16 protein-coding genes are annotated in these 21,642 nt (G+C 64.7%); 10 read left to right on the top strand and 6 right to left on the bottom strand.

What is annotated here, in order from left to right:
• Window positions 1-3: 3 nt before the first annotated feature.
• From I6F31_RS03135 to I6F31_RS03115, 5 genes are all read right to left on the bottom strand, one after another.
• Window positions 4-1,200 (bottom strand): efflux RND transporter periplasmic adaptor subunit, encoded by a 1,197-nt coding sequence (locus I6F31_RS03135; RefSeq protein ID WP_036015683.1) that lies wholly within the window; start codon window positions 1,198-1,200, stop codon window positions 4-6.
• Window positions 1,201-1,373: 173 nt separating this feature from the next.
• Window positions 1,374-2,354, bottom strand: coding sequence for an NAD-dependent epimerase/dehydratase family protein (locus I6F31_RS03130; RefSeq protein WP_225182715.1), 981 nt, complete (start codon window positions 2,352-2,354; stop codon window positions 1,374-1,376).
• A gap of 66 nt (window positions 2,355-2,420) precedes the next feature.
• A complete protein-coding gene (locus I6F31_RS03125) occupies window positions 2,421-3,491 on the bottom strand; it encodes a hypothetical protein (protein ID WP_225182714.1) in 1,071 nt (356 codons plus the stop codon).
• An 82-nt stretch (window positions 3,492-3,573) separates the two neighbouring features.
• Window positions 3,574-5,064, bottom strand: coding sequence for an NAD(P)/FAD-dependent oxidoreductase (locus I6F31_RS03120; protein ID WP_225184671.1), 1,491 nt, complete (start codon window positions 5,062-5,064; stop codon window positions 3,574-3,576).
• Window positions 5,065-5,162: 98 nt separating this feature from the next.
• Complete coding sequence (locus I6F31_RS03115; protein ID WP_036042217.1) at window positions 5,163-5,612, bottom strand: cupin domain-containing protein; 450 nt, start codon at window positions 5,610-5,612, stop codon at window positions 5,163-5,165.
• A gap of 188 nt (window positions 5,613-5,800) precedes the next feature.
• Here I6F31_RS03115 and I6F31_RS03110 point away from each other — a divergent pair, with 188 nt between their 5' ends.
• Window positions 5,801-6,826, top strand: a complete 1,026-nt coding sequence (locus tag I6F31_RS03110) for an AraC family transcriptional regulator (RefSeq protein WP_109144736.1) — start codon at window positions 5,801-5,803, stop codon at window positions 6,824-6,826.
• Between the two features lie 29 nt (window positions 6,827-6,855).
• Here the strand turns inward: I6F31_RS03110 and I6F31_RS03105 are convergent, their stop codons facing one another.
• Window positions 6,856-7,488: a cupin domain-containing protein gene (locus I6F31_RS03105; protein WP_225184670.1), complete on the bottom strand. Its 633-nt coding sequence runs from the start codon at window positions 7,486-7,488 to the stop codon at window positions 6,856-6,858.
• Window positions 7,489-7,707: 219 nt separating this feature from the next.
• Between I6F31_RS03105 and I6F31_RS03100 the strand changes: the two genes are divergently transcribed.
• The 9 genes from I6F31_RS03100 (at window position 7,708) to I6F31_RS03060 (ending at window position 21,638) form a co-directional block, all read left to right on the top strand.
• The gene (locus I6F31_RS03100; RefSeq protein WP_225134525.1) at window positions 7,708-9,399 is read left to right on the top strand and encodes a peptide ABC transporter substrate-binding protein; all 1,692 of its coding nucleotides are present in this window, start codon (window positions 7,708-7,710) and stop codon (window positions 9,397-9,399) included.
• Window positions 9,400-9,426: 27 nt separating this feature from the next.
• Window positions 9,427-10,377, top strand: coding sequence for an ABC transporter permease (locus tag I6F31_RS03095; protein ID WP_036028549.1), 951 nt, complete (start codon window positions 9,427-9,429; stop codon window positions 10,375-10,377).
• A gap of 4 nt (window positions 10,378-10,381) precedes the next feature.
• A complete protein-coding gene (locus I6F31_RS03090; protein ID WP_036042168.1) occupies window positions 10,382-11,257 on the top strand; it encodes an ABC transporter permease in 876 nt (291 codons plus the stop codon).
• Between the two features lie 52 nt (window positions 11,258-11,309).
• Window positions 11,310-12,638: an FAD-binding oxidoreductase gene (locus I6F31_RS03085; RefSeq protein ID WP_225184669.1), complete on the top strand. Its 1,329-nt coding sequence runs from the start codon at window positions 11,310-11,312 to the stop codon at window positions 12,636-12,638.
• Between the two features lie 7 nt (window positions 12,639-12,645).
• Window positions 12,646-13,572: a glyoxylate/hydroxypyruvate reductase A gene (locus I6F31_RS03080; protein ID WP_225184668.1), complete on the top strand. Its 927-nt coding sequence runs from the start codon at window positions 12,646-12,648 to the stop codon at window positions 13,570-13,572.
• Between the two features lie 9 nt (window positions 13,573-13,581).
• Window positions 13,582-15,450, top strand: a complete 1,869-nt coding sequence (locus I6F31_RS03075) for an ABC transporter ATP-binding protein (RefSeq protein ID WP_225184667.1) — start codon at window positions 13,582-13,584, stop codon at window positions 15,448-15,450.
• Window positions 15,451-15,892: 442 nt separating this feature from the next.
• Window positions 15,893-16,408 (top strand): hypothetical protein, encoded by a 516-nt coding sequence (locus tag I6F31_RS03070; protein WP_225134530.1) that lies wholly within the window; start codon window positions 15,893-15,895, stop codon window positions 16,406-16,408.
• A gap of 303 nt (window positions 16,409-16,711) precedes the next feature.
• Entirely contained in the window at window positions 16,712-20,041 is a 3,330-nt protein-coding gene (locus I6F31_RS03065) for an adenylate/guanylate cyclase domain-containing protein (protein WP_225184666.1), read from the top strand.
• Between the two features lie 316 nt (window positions 20,042-20,357).
• A complete protein-coding gene (locus I6F31_RS03060) occupies window positions 20,358-21,638 on the top strand; it encodes an HlyD family secretion protein (protein WP_225184665.1) in 1,281 nt (426 codons plus the stop codon).
• Window positions 21,639-21,642 lie beyond the last annotated feature (4 nt).

The following is a 21,642-nucleotide window of genomic DNA, read 5'->3' as shown; positions in this document are numbered from 1 at the left end:
CCCCTACTTGCTCGAGGCCTGCGTCTGCTCGATCTTCGTCACCTGCGGGTCGATCTTCTGGCCCGGGATGACGCGCAAGAGCCCCGCGGTCACGACGCGATCCTCTGGCTTCAGGCCGCTCTCGATCACGCGCAGGCCGTTGTCGACCGGGCCGATCTGTACCTTGCGCTGCTCGACGACGTTGTCGCTGTTGACGACGAGGAGATAGCGGCCGCCCTGGTCGCTGCCGAGCGCGGTGTCGGGAACGAGCAGGGCGCTCTTCTCCTGGTCGAAGGGCACGCGGACCCGGACGAAATAGCCAGGCAGCAGCACCCGCTTGTCGTTGGGAACGAGGCCGCGCACGGCCAGCGTGCCGGTCGACTGGTTGAGGGTCGGCGAGACGTAGTCGAGCTTGCCCTCATGAGGGTAGCCGGTATCGGTCTGCAGCCCCACTTGAATCGGGAAGTGCTTCATGTCCGCGGGCGTCAGTCCGCGACGGGTCGCCTCGGCGCGGATGCGCAGCACGTCCTGCTCGTTGACGGTGAAGTTCACATAGATCGGGTCCATCGCCACGATGGTGGCGAGCTGGGTCGGCGAGGAGACGCCGACGAGCTCGCCGATCGAGACCATGTGCGCGCTGACGATGCCGTCGAACGGTGCCGTGACCTTGGTGTAGCCGTAATTGACCTCGGCCAGCTTGGTGTTGGCCTGGGCCTGCTGCAGATTGGCCTGGGCGTTGTCGCGGTTCGAGGTCGAGGTGTCGAGCGTGGCTTGCGAGACGGCCTGGCGCTGCACCAGCTCGGCCTGCCGCTTGTAGTCGGCCTCCGCCTGCCGGAGCGAAGCCTGCGCGCCAACTTCGGCCGCCTGCGCCTGCTCGAGCTTGAGCTTGTAGGTCTCAGGCTCGATCGTGAACAGCTGGGTGCCCTGCTTCACGAACGTGCCGTCCTGATAATCGATCGTTTGCAGAAAGCCCTGCACGCGCGCGACGAGATCGACGCTCTTGATCGGCGCCGTGTTGCCGGTGGCCTCGATGTAGCGCGTCACCGGACGCTGCACCGGCGTCGCGACGTCGACCTTGGGCGGCGGCGGCGCCACGAACGTGTTCTTGTCCTCGCAGCCGGCGAGCGCAGCCAATGCCGCGGTTGCGGCGAGTGCCCGACCGATATGTTTCCTCGCTGCTCCATTGCGTTGTGCGGGAGATGCGGGATTGGCGCGCGTCATTCGGTGGTCCCCGATTGCTGTCTGTCGGTGCGGCAGGCTACCAACAAACGGGCAGTCGTGGAACACCATAGCCATGGCGGTCACGGGTCTTGCACCGAAAACGGCAGTGTGGCCTTTGACAGATTTGTCACGACAAGGCGCTTTTCACCGGCGAACGATTGGCCCGTCCGCACCTAGAGCTGGCGCGCATGCCACGCCGCGAGCACATCCTTCTCGTCTTCGGCAGTGAGACCGACGACGGGCCCGTTGACGGCGTTGAGCCAATCAAGCGTATCGCGCGCGGTGTCTCCCGGCGGTCGCGAGGTCAGGCCGGCCGCGCGTGCCGGCGAGGTATCGCGCGTCAGGAAGCCGGCGTAATCAGGCAATGGCAGCCACGTCGGTAAGGACCGCGGGCCCGCCCAACGCCTGACGTCATGCGCTTCCAGAAAGGCGCGATCGATCCAGGTGAAGGTGCAGGACGCGTTCAGCGCGGATGCGCATTCGCTCAGGAATCCGCCGCGCGTGCGGATCGGCCCAATCCCATCATAGATGCCCGTGAGATCGGTCTCTGCCGCATGCACGATCCATTGCGCGAGATCGCGTACGTCGATGAACTGGACCGCATCCTCCGGCGATCCCGGCGCCAGCACCTCGCCGCCGCGCGCAAGCCGTGCCGGCCAGTAGGCGAACCGTCCGGTCGGGTCCTCGGGACCAGCGATCAGTCCGGCGCGGCAGATGAAGGCATCATCGCCGACGGCCTGCTCGCAGGCCACCTTGGCGGCGCCGTAGATCGCGTCGGTGCTGTGCTCGACATCTGCCCCAATGGGCTCGCGCAGCGGCGCCGTGTCGGCCCGTTGGCCCGGCACGCGGTTGTCCGCATAGACACTGACGGTGGACACGAAGGTCCAATGCACGCCCGGCCGCTTCAGCGCGGCGACCGCACGGCGGACCTGGCCGGGATGACGCGAGACGTCGACCACGGCGTCGAACGTCTCACCCGTGAGTGGCCCAAGTCCGTCGGCCAGGTCGCGGTCGATCTGCATGAAGCGCGCACCCGTAGCGATCGGCCCCGCGAGTCCGCGCGCGGCGCAGGTCACGTCGTGACCGACCGCGCAAGCATGGCTTGCTATCGCGCGCCCAAGAAACTGGCTGCCGCCGAGGATGAGAATGCGCATGAAACAGTCCAGTGTTGCCGATGAGGCCGCGAGACTACAACCTCCACCGGCGGTTGCAACGATCCCTCAGCGCGGCTTGATCTCGGCGTATTTCGCTATCGCTTTCTCGAACTTCCGGTTGAACAGCCACATCGCGGCGAAGATCTCGCGGTAGCTCGCCGAGGTCTTTGCCCGGTCGGCCTGTCCGAAGGCAAAAATGCTGTTGTTGCGCAGGTACCTCATGATTCTGGGGCTCGACACCCGATAGTTCAGGAGATCGCCCGATTTGAGCGCGGACCGCGTCGGGGTAGGAACGATCTGGATCAGCTGGAAAAGCTTCATCTGGTCGATCGTATCAGGCAGCGTCTTGACGATTCCCGGAATCTCGCGGAACAGATCGGCGTGCGCGTTCATCAACCCGTTGCGGACGTTGGTCCAATGGTTGAAGCGCTGGTCGGTGCCACGGGCGCGCGCCTCTTCCCTGTCGTTGCGCGCGCTCAGGTGCGGATCGATCGCAGCGACGTCGGCCTTGATCTTCTCCCATTTCCGACGGCCGTTGCGGTCCTCGGAGGGGCCGGTCTGGAAGCTGCCCATATAGGTGTTGGAGCGCGCATTGCGGACATTCTGCTTGCCGTTGGTCTCGGCAAAGAAGAGCCCGAGGCTGATGCGCCCCGCCGTCTCGGCATGTTCAGGCGCGAGCCCCTTGGCGCGCGCGATCGCAACCGCGAGGTCGACGACGTCCTTGAACGGCGTCGGCGAGCTCTGCGCGCCGGCAGGCGGCGCCTCCATGATGTCGAACAGCCTGCCGTATTCCTCGACCAGCGGCTCGATGTCGGCGTCGAAATAGGCCGGGGGAATCTCGAACTTGTTGGGCCGGCCGATCCGCGACGGCGTGACGTCGGTCAAGTCCTTGTAGCTGCTGATGACGGCGACGCGTGCGAGATACAGCGCCTGCCCCGGCAGGTTCGGCAGCGGCTGCTTCGCCTCGATCTGGCGCCGCCGCTCGGCGAGCACGGATTTGAAGTCGCCGAGCGCGCGCTCGTAAGTGGCGAGCGCCGCCGATTGCTGCGGCGACGGTGCCTTCTGCGCATCGACCGGCGCCGCCACGAAGAAGGCAACGGCCGCAAGCGCCGCGGCGGCAAGTCGTCTCGATCCCATGACCGATCCTGTGGCTGGTTCCCGTCGATTCGATGGCCAGCGAGATCGTAGACTCCGGAGGCGAGCTGCCGCAATTCTCCTCTCACGCCGCCCGATAGTCCGGCGCCGTCGCGAGGAATTTGCCGTAAGCATCCGCATCCGGAGGTTGGAAGCGTCCTTTGAGCCCGCCGGTCTTCTGGTTCTTCGCGCCGATATCGGCCATCAGCTCGTCGAAATGGCGGTAGTGATAGGGTGCGACGCACAGCCCGCCATAGACGCCTGCGGCCGGCCGTTCGACGCGCTTGAAGTGCAGCATCATCTCGATGTTGTCGCGCATCGCCTGTGCCGTCGGCTGGTTGGCGAGTTGGCCGTCGGCATAGCGCACCAGCCAGTTGGCGGCGAGGTCGGCACAGAGCACGGTGCAGAACGACGAGTTGAATCCGACGAAGCCCATGTCGGGCAGGTCGGGGTTGGCGATCAGGCGATAGAGCCGGTATTGCCCGTCGGCGTCGACCAATTTCGCTTGATAGGCCTCGGGCAGGAACGGCACGCCGAGCTTGTAGCCGATCGCGAGCACCGCGACGTCGGCGCCGACGCGCTCGCCGCCGCTCATCACGATGCTGTCGCCTTCATAATGGTCGAAGGTGCCGAACACTGCCTTGATGCGGCCGTCGGCGACCATCGGATAGAAGCCGGGCGTTGCGATCGGCACCGAGCAATTGACGCCGTCTTCGATCCGCTCGTTCGGCACCATCCTGCATTGCTTCAGCTTCAGCTGGGCCTTCAACAGGCTCTCCAGCCCGCGCCAGTTCGCCCAGATGAGAGGTGCGGCCACGCGCTGGGCGAGCCGCGCCATCGCACTCGCGCCCCAGCCGGGAAACATCTCCTCCTGCGCGCGGATGTAGAGGATGCGCTTGAAGTTGACGAGCCCGCCGATGAAATAGGGAATGCGCCAGACCGGCTCGCGCATCACGATCGTGACTTGGCGCGCGCCCGACTTCACCGCGTTCACCGCGATGTCGGTCGCCGATTTCGATCCGCCGAGCACGACGACGCGGCGCCCTTTCGCCAGCGCGGGATCGCCGTATGTCGACGAGTGCAGGATCTGGCCGCCCTGCGCCAGGAACGCGTCCTCGCCGGGGCAGTGCAGCTCGCGCGGCTCGTTGAATTGCCCGGTGCAGACCGCGACGAAATCGAAATCCTCGCTGGTCGTCGCACCGTCCCTGGTCTTCAGCGCGAGCGTCCATCCCGGCCTGCCGTCAGCACGGCGCGCCATGCCGGCGACCTCGGTGTTGAGCCGCAGCATGCGCTCGAGGCCAAAACTCTTGGCATAGTCGGCGAGGTAGGCGTGGACCTGCGGCCCGGTCGGCCATTCCGGATAGGCATCCGGCATGGCGCGGTCGATGTAGCGGTAGAGCTCCTTCGGGCTCTGGGTCTGCACCTCGGGGTAGGAGCGCGCCGGCTCCCAGACGCCGCCGAGATCTGAGCTGCGCTCGACGATCGTGACGCGGTGGCCTCGGGTGGAGAATGCTTTCGCGGCGGCAAGGCCGGAGACGCCGGCGCCGATCACGCAGACATGTTTTGGGCTGACCATGGGATTGCTCGATGTGTTTGGCGCAAGCGGCCGCGTTCGGCCACAAGGCGCGGCCGGCCGGGGCTGCAAGCAGATGCAAGCGGAGGAAGCGGCGACGGCTAGTCGTTGGCCTCAGGCGGCAGGAAGTCGACCTCATGCAGCGCCGAGATGCGCACGACCTCGGCCGGGTCGGTCAGATTGTGCAGCTGGTTGAACAGCGCCTCCAGCTTCTGCATCGGTGAGACCCAGAACAGCGCGCGGCACGGCTTGTCGGACTTGTTGAAATAGCCGTGCGGGATGCCGCGTGGCATGCGCACGAGGTCGCCGGCATTGGCCTTGACCCATTGACCGTCGAGCTTGAGATCGAGCGTGCCTTCCTGCACCAGGATGAACTCGTCCTGGGTCGGATGGATATGCACCGGCACGAACTGGCCGGGATCGCTGTTGGTCTCGAACGCGAAAGTGGAGTCGGTGACGGCCTTGGGGAAATAGACCTGGCCAAGGATGTTCCAGCTCTTGCCGCCGTAGCCTGTGCCGTTCGCGGTGATGCCTTTTTCGAGTGCAGTCATGGCTTGCTCCTCATGGATTCCGGCGGGGACGGAGCATCGGCCGAGGACGGGCAGCCTGTCTATCCGCTAAACGAATCCGGATGAACCTATTGCCATGCAGCACGACGAATTTGCGAGCTCCGGCCCTTTTCGCCCCCGCGGAACTATTATAGGCTTAAAGGAATTCCGGGCGCGAAGCATGGTCGACGATGTCCGCAGCCGAGCTGGAAATGAGCGCAACAGCCTCTGCAGCCGAACGGCTTGCGGCCTTCGCCCGCGTCACCACTGATGACGTCGACGAGGCGGCCGAGCAGATCGGGCGCATCTTCTGCCCGCATGATCTCAAGCCGACACAGGCGCGCGCGGCCGGCTTCTCGGCCCGGCACAATTGCGCGGCGTTCGAGGGTTTCTCCATCAACTACGTCGCCTATGGTGGAGCGGTCAGCATCGATCCGGGCTGCCTCGAGCGCTTCTTCCTGGTGCAGGTCCCGCTTGCTGGCAGCGCCCGCATTCGTGCCGGTCGTCGTGAGCTCGATGCGGCCCCGGACCGGATCGCGTCGCTGCTGTCGCCGACAATTCCGACCCGGATGATGTGGAGCGATTGTGCGCAGGCGATCCTGCTGCTCGATCGCCGCATGGTCGAGCAGCGCGCCGCGGCCTTGTCGGGCAGGGCGACCGGGGTGGTCGAGTTCGATCCGGTGATCGAGCTGGATGCGCCCTCGGGGCGGGCCCTGCAGACGAGGCTCGCCGAGCTGATGACACTCGCCGAGCGTCTCGGACCATCAGGCCGGCTGTCGCCGGCCGCAATGGCCGATTGGCGCGAAGCGCTGCTCGATCATCTGCTCAACCGGCAGCGGCATGGCCTGTCGGATGCGATTGAAACTTTCTCAGGACAGGCCGAGCGTTTGCCGCGTGCCCTTCGCGCCGCGCGCGACCACCTTGCCGACCATGCCGGCGAGCCGCTCGACCTCGCGCAGCTCGCCTGCGCCTCCGGCATCGGCATCCGCGCGCTGCAGCTCGGCTTCCGCCGTCACTTCGGCGTGTCGATCTCGCAGATGCTGCTCGACATGCGCCTCGCCGGCCTCAATGCGCGCCTCGCGCAAGCCGCACCCGATGTCTCCATCACCGAGATGGCCTTCGATCTCGGCTTCACCCATCTCGGCCGCATGGCCGGCGCCTACCGCGAGAAATTCGGCGAGACGCCGTCAGCCACGCTGCGGCGAAGGATGAGCTAGATCCGTCTCGCCAGACCTTGATGCCGGACTCAACCCGCCGGCAAGTCGGTCTGGCGCAGCGTCGTCACCCAGATCACGCGCGCCACCTGCTGGGTCGGATTGTCGAACATGTGCGGCACGATGCTCGGAAAACGAAAGCTGTCGCCGGCTTCCAGCACATGGGCCTTGTTGTCGAGCCACAGCCGCAGGCTGCCCGAGAGAATGTAGCCCGCCTTCTCGCCGGTGTGCTGCAGGAAGTCGGTGCCGGAGGAGGCGCCGGGGTTGAGCGTGAGCTCGTAGAGCTCGAGCTGGCCTTTGCCTTCCGGCGTCAGCGCTTCCTTGACGACGCCGCTGGCGGTGAGCCGCAGCAGCCGCCTGGCGTTCTTGCGCACGGTGTAGCGCGGCGCTTCGGCAGGATCGCTGCTCTCGAAGAAATAGGAGATGGGAACGTCGAGCGCGATGCTGAGCAGGCGCAGCGTGCGGATCGACGGCATCGCGCGCGCACGTTCGAGCTGGCTGATCATGCCGGTCGACAGGCCGGTCTTGTTGGCGACGTCCTGGATCGAGAGGCCGGCGCGCTGACGCAGCAGCCGCACTGTTTCACCCAGGCGCTGGTCGACCGCATCTTCGGCCTCGGTCGTCGGAGCGTCCTTCAGACTGTTCGTGTCGCCGCGACCATCCATGTCGCTCTCCCATGCATCATCTCAGCGTCGGGGATCGAGCCCCGCGCCTTCAGTCAGAGTGAAAAGCTGGCGCATTCTAGCAATGCGATTGACAGCTGTATTTAGTCGTGATGAACTTTTGGGAGAAAAATTTAGAAGCACTAAAGCCCACTCCTGTCCCTTTGCCGGGGTCTCGGGGGCGCGGGAGACGGTGCCGCGTGCGGAAACGGAGAGTGGGTCATGGCGGACGACACCGGCAAGTTCGGCGTTGGGGCAGGACATCTCGGCATTCCGAATCGCCGTCAATTCTTCCAGCTCGGCGCGGGCGCGGCCGCAGGCTGGACGCTTTCAGGGAACGCTTCCGCGCAGACCGAACGTCCCACCAATCCGCCGGGCAAGCCGCGTGGCCAAGTGATTGCGGCGCTGTCGCAAGAGCCGACCGTCTTTCATCCCTTGATGCCGGGCATCGAGGTCGATCAGGGCATCTGGTGGCAGGTGTTCTCGCCGCTCTGGTACATCGAGCCCGATGGCAAGTTCGTCCCCGACCTCGCCCGCGAAGTCCCGACCATCGAGAATGGCGGCCTCTCCGCCGATGGCCTGACCTGGAAGATCAAGCTGCGCAATAACGTGAAGTGGCACGACGGCACGCCGTTCACGGCGGAGGATGTCAAATTCTCCATCGAGCTGATCAACAATCCCGCATTCCGTGCGCGCAGCCGGGTCGGCCATAGCCTCGTCAAGGACATCACCGTCGTGGCGTCCGACGAGATCCACTGGCGAATGGAAGCGCCCTATTCGCCCTATATGTCGATCCTGGCGTCGTTCACCTTCATCGTGCCCAAGCACATCCTGGAGAAGGTGTCCGATCCGAATGCCTCACCGTTCCACAATGCGCCTGTCGGGACCGGCCCGTTTCGCTGGGGCGAGCGCGTGCCCGGCGACCATATCCAGCTGAACGCCCACACCGGCTATCATGGCAAGGGGCCGTACCTCGAACGCGTGGTCTTCAAATACATCCCTGATCTCACCGTGCTCTACACCCAGTTCCGCACCGGTCAGGTCGACTACACCGGCCTGCAAGGCATCCTGCCGAACTTCGTGCAGGAGGCAAAGACGCTGAAGGGCCGCAAGATCTTCGTCTCTTCGACCTCCTCGGTAGAGCATATCGCGCCGAACCTGGATTTTGGCCCTTTCACTGATCGTGCCGTGCGCGAGGCGCTCTATCTCGGCATCAACAAGCAGGCGATCATCGACGCGCTCTATTACGGTCTGCCGACGCAGACCGAGAGCTTCGTGCCGCAGCAGGCCTGGTCGTTCCAGCAGGGTCTGCCGCAGCACAAATACGATCCTGCCAAGGCCAACGCGCTGCTCGACGCCGCGGGCTGGGTTCGCGGCTCCGGCGGCATTCGCGAGAAGGGCGGCGTCAAGCTCGAATTCACCAACTCGACGACGGCGGGCAGTGCCGTGCGCGAACAGTGCCAGCAGCTCCTGATCCAGGACTGGCGGGCCATTGGCGCGGCGATGCGCGTCAGCAACATGCCGGCGGCCGTGATCTGGGGCGACTTCTGGCAGCAATCGAAGTTCAATTCAGTGATCGTCGGCGTGAACTTCATGCTAGGCAGCGACCCCGACGTGACGCCGCGCTTCGGCTCCGGCGCCATTCCCGCCAAGGGCGGCCGCGGCTTCAACACTTATCAATATCAAAGCGCGCAGGCCGACCGGCTGTTGTCTGAAGGCGCCAAGCAATTCGACCTGGCGCAACGCAAGGCCACCTATGGCGAGCTGCAAAAGCTGATCCGCAACGACCTCGCCATCCTGCCGCTGTTCCAGGGCTTCATCGCCGAGGGCATCAAGGAGGGGCTGCAAGGCTTCCGTCCCAACATCAACATGTCGATCAACAGCTGGAACATGCGCGAATGGTATTGGGCCTGATGTCTCGGGCTGGTCGGATCGCCTGAGATGGCCCGCTACGTCGTCAATCGCCTGGCGCAGGCGATCATGCTGCTCGTGATCGTCTCGGGGATCGGCTTCGCCATCCTGCATCTGGCGCCCGGCGGGCCGCTGTCGCAGTTTGCCGTCTCAAGCCAGATGACGCAGGAGGATCTCGACCGCGTCACCAGGCAGCTCGGCCTCGATCGTCCGCTGCCGGTCCAATATCTCGACTGGTTCGGCCGCATGGTGCGGGGTGATTGGGGCAAGTCGTATCGCGACGGCGAGGCGGTGCTGTCGGTGATCTCCTCGCATCTCGGCGCCACGCTGGAGCTGATGGCGACGGCGACCATCATCGCGGTGCTGCTCGGCTGCTGGATCGGCATCCTTGGCGCGCTACGCCGCTACTCGCTGTTCGATACGCTCGCCACCGTCGGTGCCATGATCGCGCTGTCGATCCCGACCTTCTGGTTCGGCCTCGTCACCATCTACGTCTTCTCGGTCAAGCTCGGCTGGCTGCCGGCGGGCAACCGGCATACCATTGGCGACGGCTCCTTCCTCGACCTGCTGCATCATCTGATCGCGCCGGCCATGGTGCTGGCGCTGGTCGAGACCGCGATGTGGGGCCGTTTCATGCGCTCCTCGATGCTCGAGGTCATCAACCAGGACTACATCCGCACTGCACGCGCCAAGGGCATGCCGGAATGGCGCATTCTCACGGTGCACGCGCTTCGCAACGCGCTGCTGCCGATGATCACGGTCGCCGGCCTGCAGTTTCCGACGCTGCTGGGCGGTGCGCTGGTGGCGGAGACCGTGTTCACCTGGCCGGGCATGGGCCGCCTGTTCCTGGATTCGATTGGTTACCGCGACTATCCCGTGGTGATGGGCATCCTGATGTTCTCGGCGACGATGGTGCTGATCGGCTCGCTGCTGGCAGACATCCTCTATGCCGTCGTCGATCCGCGCATCCGGGTGGGCTGAAGCGATGGCGACCGCAGCCCTCTCCACCGTTCAGCTCGCGCCCGGCCAGGCCGCGTGGCGGCGCTTTCGCCGGCATCGGTTGGCGCTCGCGGGCGCCTTGATCATCCTCGTGCTCGTGCTCGGTTCGGCGTTCGGCCCCTACCTGCTGCCGTTTGACGACACCTACATCGACATCATGAAGCGGTTCGCGCCGCCGCTCTCCGGCGCGCATATTCTCGGCACCGACGAGCTCGGCCGCGACGTGCTGGCACGGTTGATGATGGGCGGGCGGGTCTCGCTCTCGATCGGCATCGTCGCGATGGTGATCGCGATGGCGGTCGGGATCGTCGTCGGCGCCTTTGCCGGGTTCTACGGCGGCGCGGTCGGCGCGGTGCTGATGCGGCTGGTCGACGCCGTGCTGTGCTTTCCGACCATCTTCCTGCTGCTGGCCCTCGCAGCGCTGACCGAGCCCGGTCTCGTCACCACCACCATATTGATCGCCGCCACGGCCTGGATGGCGGTCGCGCGCGTCGTCGAAGCCCAGGTGCGCTCGTTGCGCGAGCGGGAATTCGCGGTGGCCGCGCTCGCGTTCGGCTCCTCGAACCTGCGCATCATGTTCCGCGAGCTCGTGCCCAACGCGATCGCGCCGATCGTGGTTGCCGCGACGCTCAACGTCGCCAAGGCGATCCTGCTCGAATCCTATGTCAGCTATCTCGGCTACGGCATCCAGCCGCCGGCGGCGAGCTGGGGCAACATGCTCAACAATGCGCAGATCTATCTCACCAGCGCGCCCTGGCTCGCGATCGCGCCGGGCGTCGCCATCACGCTCGCGGTGACCAGCTTCAACTTTCTCGGTGACGGCCTGCGCGATGCGCTCGATCCGCGAATGAACATCCCGTGACGCGCAAGACCTCTGACGCGCAAGAGCTCGAACTGAACTCCAGGAGTGCCCCATGTCCCCGCCGCTCAACCGCATCAACAGCGACGAACGCCTGCCGGCGCAGGTAGATGTCGTCGTCATCGGCGGCGGCGTCATCGGCGTCTCGGCCGCCTATCATCTGGCGAAGAAGGGGCACTCCGTCGCGCTGGTCGAGAAGGGCCATGTCGGCGGCGAGCAGTCGAGCCGCAATTGGGGCTGGTGCCGCCAGCAAGGCCGCGCACGCGAGGAGATCCCGCTCGCGCGCGAGGCGCTGCTTCTGTGGGAGGACATGCAGAACGATGCCGGCGTCGATGCCGGCTTCCGGCGAACCGGGGTGTTGTTCCTGACCAAGAGCAAGGACGAACTCGCCAGCTGGGAGCGCTGGGCCGCGGTCGCGCGCGAGATGCAGGTTCACTCCACCGTGCTGACGCCGGCCGAGGTCGCCGAGCGCATGCCCGGCAACGCCGACACATGGGTCGGCGGCCTGCACACGCCGAGCGATGGCCGCGCCGAGCCGTCGATGGCCGTCCCTGCGCTCGCCACCGCCGCACGCAAGCACGGCGTCACCATCCACCAGGGCTGCGCCGCGCGCGGGCTGGAGACGACAGGCGGGCGCGTCAGCGCCGTCGTCACCGAGAAGGGCACCATCCGCACGCAATCCGTGCTTCTGGCGGGCGGCGCGTGGTCGTCGCTGTTCTGCCGCCGCCACGGTATCGAGCTGCCGATCGGCCTCGTCAACGCCACGGCGTGCCGGACCACGCCGGGGCCGGAGATCACCTCCGGCGCGCTCGGCACCGATTTCTACTGCATCCGCCGCCGCCTCGACGGCGGCTTCACGCTGGCACTGCGCAACCGCGGTACGGTCGAGCTGTCGCCGGACCTGTTCCGTTACGCGCGCACGTTCTGGCCGACCTATCAGCATCGCAAGAACGGATTGAAGCTCTCGTTCGGCAAGTCGTTCTTCGATCAGCTCATGCGCGGCACCAGCTGGAGTTTCGACAAGCCATCGCCGTTCGAGGCCGAGCGCGTGCGCGATCCCGCGCCCGACATGTCGCTGGTCAATGCGGCGCTGGCGGCGCTGATCAAGTCGAATCCGGAATTGAAGGACATCGAGATCGCCGAAGCCTGGGGCGGCACCATCGACTGCACGCCCGATACGATTCCGGTGATCTCACCGGTCGATGCGCTGCCGGGATTCTACCTCGCGACCGGCTTCTCGGGCCACGGTTTCGGCATCGGTCCCGCCGCTGGCAAGCTTGCGGCCGACCTCGTGACGGGCGCGACGCCGCTTGTCGATCCCGCCGCCTACAGCCACAAGCGCATGATCGACGGCCGTCGTCTCGTGCCGGTCAGCCCGTTCTGAGGCCGGCATGACGGTTCTCTACAAGGCCAATATGGTGCGCGGCGCCGAGTGGGCGCGCTTCTTCGCGGAGCGCGCGCCTGATGTGCCGTTCCGGCTCTGGCCCGACATCGGCGATCCGGCCGCGGTGCGCTATCTCGTGGCCTGGGTGCCGCCGGATGACATCGCGACGACCTTTCCCAATCTCGAGCTGGTCTTCTCGGTGGGCGCGGGCGTCGATCAGTTCGACACCACGACAGTCCCGGCGCACATCCCGCTGGTCCGCATGCTGGAGCCCGGCATTGCCGAGACCATGGTCGAATACGTCACCATGGCCGTGCTTGCCCTGCACCGTGATCTCCTCGATTTCGTCAGTCAGCAGAGGCAGCAGGTCTGGCGCGAGATCCGGATCACGCCGGCCAGGCGCCGGCACGTCGGCGTGATGGGGCTCGGCCAGCTCGGCCAGGCCGTGCTGGAACGGCTCAAGACGTTCGGCTTTCCGCTTCTTGGGTGGAATCGTTCGCCGCGCGAGATCGAAGGCGTCACCTGTTACGCGGGGGCCGATGCCTTGCCAGAATTTCTGGCGCAGGCCGACATTCTCGTCTGCCTGCTGCCGCTGACGGATCAAACGCGCGGCATTCTCAATGCCGAGATGTTCGCGCGCCTGCCGCGCGGGGCAGGGCTCGTCAATGTCGGACGCGGCCCGCATCTCGTCGAGGCCGATCTCCTCGCAGCCCTCGACAGCGGCGCGCTATCAGGTGCGGTGCTCGACGTCACCGATCCCGAGCCGCTGCCGGCAGGCCACCCGTTCTGGAGCCATCCGCGCATCCTGCTGACGCCGCACAACGCCAGCATGACCACGCCCGATACGGCCGTCGATGTCGTGCTCGACGTGATCGCGCGGCATCGTCGGGGCGAGGAGCTGCCGGGTCTGGTCGATCGCAGGCGGGGCTATTAGGGCAATCGCATGAGCATCGGCACAAAAAGATCTGATCAGGCCGTTGCCGAAGCACAGGCAGCGGTACTCTCCGTCTCCAGCCTCACCACCTCCTTCATGCTCGAGCGGCAATGGATTCCCGTCGTTCGCAAGGTCTCGTTCGACATCGCAGCCCGCGAAACCGTCGCGATCGTCGGCGAGTCCGGTTCGGGCAAGAGCGTCACCGCGCTGTCGATCATGCGGCTCATTCCGAGCGAGATCGGCCGGGTCGAGGGCCGCGTCATGCTGGCGGGGCGCGATCTGCTCGCGCTGCCCGAGGCTGATATGAAGGATATCCGCGGCAATGACGTCGCCATGATCTTCCAGGAGCCGATGACGAGCCTCAATCCGGTGCTCACCATCGGCTTCCAGATCGCGGAGGCGCTGATCCAGCATCGCGGCCTGTCGCGCGCGACAGCGGAGGCGGAGACCATCCGCCTGCTCGATCGCGTCCGCATCCCTGCGGCGGCGTCGCGCTTCCACGAGCACCCGCATCGCTTCTCCGGCGGCATGCGCCAGCGCGTGATGATCGCGATGGCGCTGGCCTGCAAGCCGAAGCTTCTGATCGCGGACGAGCCGACCACCGCGCTCGACGTCACCATCCAAGCCCAGATCCTCGAGCTCTTGAAGGAGCTTCAGCAGGAGGAGGGCATGTCGATCCTCTTCATCACCCACGACATGGGCGTGGTCGCCGAGATCGCGGACCGCACCGTGGTGATGTATGGCGGGCAGGCGGTGGAGACGGACGCCACGGCGCGCATTTTCGCCGCGCCTGCGGATCCCTATACGCGCGCGCTGCTCGCGGCCGTGCCGCGGCTCGGCTCGATGGACGGGCGGATGCGGCCGATGCGGTTTCCGATCGTCGACAAGGTGACGGGCACGTCGGACGAGCCGGCCGAGACGCCCGATACGGTCTCGCCCGCCGAGCGGCCTCTGCTGGAAGTCTCAAACCTCACGACGCGCTTTCCGATCCGCTCGGGCCTGTTCGGCAAGGTCTCGGGCCGCGTCCATGCGGTCGAGAACGTCTCCTTCACCTTGCGCGCCGGCGAGACACTGGCGCTGGTCGGCGAATCCGGCTGCGGCAAGTCGACCACCGGACGCTCCATCCTGAAGCTGACGCAGCCGGACAGCGGTACGGTCCTGATCGATGGCCAGGATGTGCTGGCCATGAACGGCCGGGCTTTGCGCGATGTCCGCAAGCACATGCAAATCGTGTTTCAGGATCCGTTCGCGAGCCTCAATCCGCGCATGTCGGTGGGAACGGCGATCGCTGCGCCACTGCTCGCCAACGGGCTCGCGACGGCGTCGCAGGCGCGCGACAAGGTCGCCGACCTGCTCGTCCGCGTCGGCCTCTCCGCCGACATGGCGGCGCGTTTCCCGCACGAATTCTCCGGTGGCCAGCGCCAGCGCATCTGCATCGCGCGCGCGCTCGCACTCGGCCCGAAACTGATCGTCGCGGACGAAGCAGTCTCCGCGCTCGACGTCTCGGTCAAGGCGCAGGTCGTCAACCTGATGCTCGACCTCCAGGCCAGCATGGGCCTTGCCTATCTCTTCATTTCCCACGACATCGCCGTGGTCGAGCGCATGAGCCACCGCGTCGCCGTGATGTATCTCGGCGAGATCGTCGAGATCGGCCCGCGCGCGTCGGTGTTCGGCAATCCGCAGCATCCCTACACCAGGAAGCTGATGGCCGCCGTGCCGGTGCCCGATCCGTCGCGCCGCGGCACGCAGCGACCAGCCTCCAACGACGAGATCAGAAGCCCGGTCCGCGCGCCGGATTATCAGCCGCCGGTGCGGCACTATCGCGAAGTGTCGCCCGGCCACGTCGTGCAGGTCTGGGGCGAGGAGTGGTCGGGCTGAGGCTGCGAGCTTCACGAAACCATGCGCGTATCTTTGATTTCGGCCAGACGCGGGCAGCGCGCTGACCAACCGCGCGTTGCAGATCCAGCATGTTCGCCGTCCGTTATCGCGAAATGAGATGCGTCCTTCGGAAATTGTGACCGAATAGAGCGACAGGCAGGACCGTGTGTGAACCGCTTCATACGCGCTCGCTCTCTTTCTGAATTACCACTCTCGCAACGAAAATTGCCGCACCCGGATCATTTGAAACACGGGTGAGATGCAATGCCTGCGCAGCCACATGCTCGCAGCTTTGGATTGGTTCCGTCTCGCTCACGAGCAAAACCAGTCCCATCACTCAGCAAAGATTCTTCAGAAATTGGAATGAAAGGGCATCGCGCAACTCACGCAGCTTCTGTTCGGGGTCGGCCGGTAGGCTGCTACTTACTCAGAAGGAGCTCCTATGAAGATAAGCAGCGCAATTTCCAGCGCCTTTTCTGCAACAAGGCGCGTCGGCAATCTTCGGATCGCCCGTTCCAGTCTGATCAAATCGGCCCATCTTCTTGAAAGAATCGGGCTGGCCTCCGTCGGGGCCTCTGGCGGGCTCTATGTTGGAGCAACCCTGTTACGTCAGAAAGCCGGTCTGTTTGAAAGCGGCTGGATCGTCCTAATAACGATGGCCTACGGAGCTCTTGGCTATTACGTGGGAATTGATCTGTCCGGCAATGTCGCACCGAGGGCGACATCGAACATCTCGGAGGAATGGAACGGTTCCGAGCCGGTCGAGATCATGAGTGCGGCCGGAACGTTCGGCGCGGCAATCGCCGCAACTCTGTCCGTCAGCATCCTTGTCCTTGATCAAAATCTGCCGAACGGCCTGATCGGCTTTGTTGCGGGCTGCTGGGTGGTCGGTTCTTCGCTTCAGGTTGCGGCGGGCACGATGGCTCGCAACTACGAAGCGCCTGTCAGCGAGCAATGAAGGAGCTCCGGTCGCGGAAAACATCCGCTCGGCACAAGCCGCAGTGTTGGTTCGGTTCCGGTTCAAAACGAGCGCGACGACTCCTCGCAACCTCTGCCGTCCAATGCTGCGTGCGAACGACGTTTGGTAGCAAAGCCGTTCGCATCGAGCAGCGTCACCGCTTGAAACCGATATCGGCATTGAGAAAACCTAGTTTATCGCGCGACAAACAAGGCGTGCCATCATGGTGGTGTTGGTATATTGTCCCCTCGCGCCGTGGTCCAAAATTTCTGCTAACCGCTAACCACACGATCGGTGGAGCCAATGCAGATTGCGGAGTGGCTCGAGAAGCTGGGGCTTGCGCAATACGCGGAGCGCTTTGCCCAAAATGGGATCGACATAGGCGTCCTTCCCGAACTGATGGACGAGGACTTCGATAAGCTCGGAGTCCTGCTCGGCCATCGCCGCAAGATGCTGCGTGCTATCGCTGACCTCGATCCGGCCGCGTTGATCGCATCTCCCGCTCCTCCTCAGGACGCCGAGCGGCGTCATCTCACGGTCATGTTTTGCGATCTGGTCGGCTCGACTGCGCTCTCGGCGCGTCTCGATCCCGAGGATATGTGGGAGGTGATCCGGGTCTATCGCGCTGCCTGCGCGAGCGTGGTTGCTGCTTATGATGGCAGGATAGCCAGATTTGTCGGTGACGGAATACTCGTCTATTTCGGCTATCCGCGCGCCCACGAAGATGATGCCGAGCGCGCGGTGCGCGCCGGCCTCGACATGATCTCCGCGATACGCCAGCTCAAGACAGGGACCGACGAACGAGCTGAACTGCGGATCGCAATTGCGACCGGACTTGTGGTGGTCGGCGACCTCATCAGCGGAGATGCGTCGGAGGAGCACGCAACCATCGGCGACACACCAAACCTCGCCGCCCGGCTCCAGAGTCTGGCGGAGCCGGGGGTCGTCGTCGTTGCTTCATCGACGCGCCGGCTGCTTGGCGATCTGTTCTCCCTGCGCAATCTCGGCCGTCGGGAGGTCAAGGGAATGGCAGACCCCATCGCGGTCTGGGCGGTGGAAGGCGCGACTGCATCCGAGAGTCGCTTCGAGGCAGTTCGTGCCGCGCGCTCGATCGGTTTTGTCGGCCGCAAGAACGAGATCGAGTTCATCCTCTCGCGCCAGCGGGAGGCATGGCAGGGGCGGGGCCAGTTCGTATTGATTTCCGGCGAAGCGGGCATCGGCAAGTCCCGTATTGTGGCAACGCTGTCGGAAAGCCCCTCGTTGGGGTTGCACCGTCGCGTGCGATATCAGTGTTCGCCTTACCACACCAATAGTGCGCTTCATCCCTTCGTCGCGCAGCTCGAGCGCGCCGCCGGAATTCGCTCGCACGACACGGCGGACCAAAAACTCGACAAGCTCGAGGCAATGCTCGCAATAGGAACCCAGCAGGCCGCCCGGGCAACACCGCTCATTGCGGCTCTGCTTTCGATTCCCACCGGCGACCATTGCCCGCCCCTCGGCTTGAGCCCGGCGCAGCAGCGGCGGCAGACATTTGCTGCCCTTCTCGATCAACTTGAGGGACTGGCGCGAGGCCAGCCGCTGCTGATCATCTGCGAGGATATGCATTGGGCCGATGCCACGACACTTGAACTGTTCGATCTCGCGGTCGATCGGATCAGGGGACTGCCGATACTCGTGCTCTTGACGTCCCGGCCGGAGTTCGAGCCCTCCTGGTCGGGCCTTGCCAACGTCAGTCTGTTGCGGCTCGATCGGCTCGATCGGCAGGACACGCGCGCGCTCGTCGAGCAGATTGTCGTCGGTCGCCAGCTGCCACGCGAGATGATGGAGCAGATCATCGACAAGACCGATGGCATTCCGCTATTCGTCGAGGAATTGACCAAGATGGTGCTAGAGTCCGGGCTGCTCGTTGAGGATGCCGGGCGCTACCGCCTGAATAATCCGCTGCCACCGCTTGCTATCCCTGCGACGCTGCAGGATTCGCTGATGGCGCGGCTCGATCGGCTCGCTCCGGTCAAGGAGGTGGCCCAGATAGGAGCCGCCATTGGCCGCGACTTCTCGTACGCGCTGCTGAAAACCGTGGCGGGACGCGACGATCTGACGCTGGGCGCGGCGCTGGGACAACTTGAAGAGGCCGAACTGCTGCTGCGTCGTGGGACACCGCCCGAAGCAAATTACAGTTTCAAGCATGCCCTTGTTCAAGAAGCGGCCTACGAGAGCCTGCTCAAGAGCAAACGGCAGGTGCTTCACACACGGATTGGCGATGTCCTGCGCGACAAGTTTCCAATCGTCGCCGAGACCGAGCCGGAAGTTCTCGCGCACCACTTCACCGAGGCGGGGCTGAGCGAGATCGCCCTCGAATGGTGGCGCAAGGCGGGCCAGCAGGCGTTGAAACGCTCGGCCTATTCCGAGGCGATCGCGCATCTCGGCAAGGCCATCGCGATCGCCGATCAATTGCCTGGCGAGCCCCACCGGATGATGAGCAGGCTGCATCTTCAAATCGCATATGGCCGTGCCTTGCGGGGCAGCCTCGGCCACAGCGCTCCGGAAACGGTCGCCGCATGGACGCGCGCGCGACAATTCGCAGCCGGTATCGATGATCCCGTTGAACTTGCGCCGGTCCATTCCGGCCTCTTCAATGCCTGCCTGACCCATGGCGAACTTGCTCCGATGCGGGAGCTGGCGGATGCCATCAGGAGCGCCGCTGAGCGACGGCCGGACTCGCCGGTGGCCGCCGTCGTGGCCCATTGGACTGGGGGCGTGACCTGCTGGTTCGCCGGCGAGTATTTGAACGCGCGTACGCATCTTGAGCGGGCGCTGGCGATCTATCGGGCCGAACCGGATCCCGCGACCTTCAGGGCTTCGGCGCTGGATCTCCCGTTCGTGATCATGCGATTTCTCGCCTTGGTGCTCTGGCCGCTCGGCGACATCGCTCGTGCGCGCAAACTCGCCGCGGAAGCGGTGGGGACTCCGGCAGAAAAACGAGCGCTGTCCCAGGCCAATGCGCTGGTTCATCGCGCTGTCTTCGACGGAGTATGCGGGGGCATGTTGCAGCAGACAGAGACGATCGTGGCGCTCGGTCTCGCACGCGACCACACGATGCCGCTGTACGTGGCCGCTGGCACCTACCTGAACGGCCTTGCCAAGTGGCGTGCCGGCGATCGAATGGCCGGACTGGCAGACATGCGTCACGGCTGGACCTTCCTGCACGAGAACGATTGCTACCTCTGCGAGCCGTTCTGGGGGATGCATGTCGCCCTGGCGATTGCAGATGTAGGCGAAGTCGAGACCGGGCTGGAAATCCTGGACGAATTGATCGCCGGGACGGGACAATCCGGGCAGCATTGGCTTGATGCCGAGCTGCATCGTGTCCGCGGTAAACTCTTATCGCGCCATAATCCTTCGGACGAATCCAGTGCCGAAGACGCCCTCAGGCGAGCGCTGGACATCGCACGACATCAGCAGACCAAGACTTTTGAGCTGCGCAGCGCCCTTGAACTTGCACGTCTGTACAAGACAAATGGCCGAGCGCGTACGCTATCCGAAGTGCTTGCGCCCGTGGTCGCTCAATTCGAGGCGGAGCATGGTCTTCCCGAATTCGCGGAAGCGAAAGAGCTGCTTAGGAATGGGCGTTAGCCGCGCCGCCATTCGATCAGTACAAGCGCCGCGCCGACTTCAAGCCAGAATAGGTCGGCATCTTGTTCTCGATTCCCGAGCCGTAGTTCTCCGGTTTTGACACGTCTTAACCTGCTGTGGTGAAAGCTAGATATGCTTCTCGTGGTTGCGAGGGGGAGTCTGCTGCGGCGGCGAATCCTGATTTCGGCAAGCAGCTGTTGTCGGATTGCTCATTGTCTCAAGGCGCAGGCTTCATGCCAACACCTGGGCCATGCGGTGATAGGCTTGCCTTCGCAAGGGCAGGCGGAGCGACCAAAGCCCATTTGGAGATCCAGTCGTGGTTCGCCTGCATGTCGAACGTTTCATTCGCAGCCGGATCGCTCGGCGGTCCCTGGCGCTCGGGATCATCGCTCTCAGCGGATGGGCCCTGTTGCCGTATGTGACCTACCGAATCGCGCCCTCCGCTTATGTCAATGCCGAGCTCATGCGGGTGACTGCGCCGATGGCGGGTCAGCTCTCGTCAGATCTTCCACGCAAGGGCGAATATTTCGAGCACACCCGGATGGTGCCGCTGGTCGAGGCGCGTTCGCCGGATCGCCGGCACCTCATGGACCTTGATCAGCAGCTGGCCATGTCCACCAAACGCGCCGAGCTCGCACGCCGGCAACTCGAGGAAATCGCCGAGCTCGATCGCAAGCTCCGCGAGCGAAGCGAGGACTATCGTTCGGGGATGGTAGCGCGTCTGCGCCACGAGATAGGTGAAACGGAAGTTGAAAAAGGCGGTTGTCTCGCTGAGGCGCGGCAGCGGAACGATGTCGCGGGCCGGATGGAGAGGCTCGTGAAGCTCGGCATCAGTTCGCAGATCCGCTCCGGTGAGGCCCAGGCCTCGCAGGAGGCAACCGCAACGCGGTGCCAGATGGCCGATGAACGCCTGCGGCGCCTCAAGACGGAATTGGGGGCGGCCGACAAGGGCATTTATCTTCGTGGCGATGCCAACGACGTGCCCTATTCTCAGCAGCAGCGCGAGCGGCTTGTCCTCCGCCGCCAGGAGCTCGAGACAGACCTGTTGCAGAACAGCTCACGTGCCGCGCAGTTGGCCGCGGAAATTGCAGAGGAACGCACTCGACTTGATCGTCTCGATCACTACGATCTGTCCTTGCCCGCAGCCCATGTGGTCTGGTCGGTCGCGGCCAGCCCCGGCTCGATGGTCACGGAAGGGCAGTCGGTCTTCGATTTCGCAGATTGCAAACGCCGGTTTATCGTCGTTGAACTACCCGAGCGCGATTTCGAGAAGATCAAGGCCGGAGATGCGGCTACCGTCCGTCTGATTGGGAGTCGCGAATGGAAGAGCGGCCAGATCCGGCAGGTCCGCGGATCGGCCGCGTACGGCGATGATCGGCTGCTTGCGGCTCGGGTGCCGCGGCCTGATCCGGGCAACATTACCATTGAGATATCGCTTCCGCCCAATGAGATGTCGGCCGACCGCAACGGCTCCTGCGATATCGGACGATTGGCTGAGGTGCGCTTCGAGCGCAGAGCCGACGGCCTGCTACGATTGGTCAGCTCGAAGTTGAAATGGCTGACCGCTCGCCTGGAACTCGACCAATCGCTCCTGTGAGCGA

It is taken from the genome of Bradyrhizobium sp. NBAIM01, assembly GCF_020194115.1.
Lineage (GTDB): Bacteria > Pseudomonadota > Alphaproteobacteria > Rhizobiales > Xanthobacteraceae > Bradyrhizobium > Bradyrhizobium yuanmingense.
This window is presented reverse-complemented; position numbering and strand designations above follow the sequence as displayed.

Excerpts from the sequence above, each read along its gene's own strand:
- I6F31_RS03080 (WP_225184668.1), top strand. The coding sequence starts at position 12,646 with ATGACGGTTCTCTACAAGGCCAATATGGTGCGCGGCGCCGAGTGGGCG.
- I6F31_RS03100 (WP_225134525.1), top strand. The coding sequence starts at position 7,708 with ATGGCGGACGACACCGGCAAGTTCGGCGTTGGGGCAGGACATCTCGGC.
- I6F31_RS03065 (WP_225184666.1), top strand. The coding sequence starts at position 16,712 with ATGCAGATTGCGGAGTGGCTCGAGAAGCTGGGGCTTGCGCAATACGCG.
- I6F31_RS03090 (WP_036042168.1), top strand. The coding sequence starts at position 10,382 with ATGGCGACCGCAGCCCTCTCCACCGTTCAGCTCGCGCCCGGCCAGGCC.
- I6F31_RS03070 (WP_225134530.1), top strand. The coding sequence starts at position 15,893 with ATGAAGATAAGCAGCGCAATTTCCAGCGCCTTTTCTGCAACAAGGCGC.
- I6F31_RS03075 (WP_225184667.1), top strand. The coding sequence starts at position 13,582 with ATGAGCATCGGCACAAAAAGATCTGATCAGGCCGTTGCCGAAGCACAG.
- I6F31_RS03115 (WP_036042217.1), bottom strand. The coding sequence starts at position 5,612 with ATGACTGCACTCGAAAAAGGCATCACCGCGAACGGCACAGGCTACGGC.
- I6F31_RS03130 (WP_225182715.1), bottom strand. The coding sequence starts at position 2,354 with ATGCGCATTCTCATCCTCGGCGGCAGCCAGTTTCTTGGGCGCGCGATA.
- I6F31_RS03135 (WP_036015683.1), bottom strand. The coding sequence starts at position 1,200 with ATGACGCGCGCCAATCCCGCATCTCCCGCACAACGCAATGGAGCAGCG.
- I6F31_RS03120 (WP_225184671.1), bottom strand. The coding sequence starts at position 5,064 with ATGGTCAGCCCAAAACATGTCTGCGTGATCGGCGCCGGCGTCTCCGGC.
- I6F31_RS03125 (WP_225182714.1), bottom strand. The coding sequence starts at position 3,491 with ATGGGATCGAGACGACTTGCCGCCGCGGCGCTTGCGGCCGTTGCCTTC.
- I6F31_RS03110 (WP_109144736.1), top strand. The coding sequence starts at position 5,801 with ATGTCCGCAGCCGAGCTGGAAATGAGCGCAACAGCCTCTGCAGCCGAA.
- I6F31_RS03105 (WP_225184670.1), bottom strand. The coding sequence starts at position 7,488 with ATGGATGGTCGCGGCGACACGAACAGTCTGAAGGACGCTCCGACGACC.
- I6F31_RS03085 (WP_225184669.1), top strand. The coding sequence starts at position 11,310 with ATGTCCCCGCCGCTCAACCGCATCAACAGCGACGAACGCCTGCCGGCG.
- I6F31_RS03095 (WP_036028549.1), top strand. The coding sequence starts at position 9,427 with ATGGCCCGCTACGTCGTCAATCGCCTGGCGCAGGCGATCATGCTGCTC.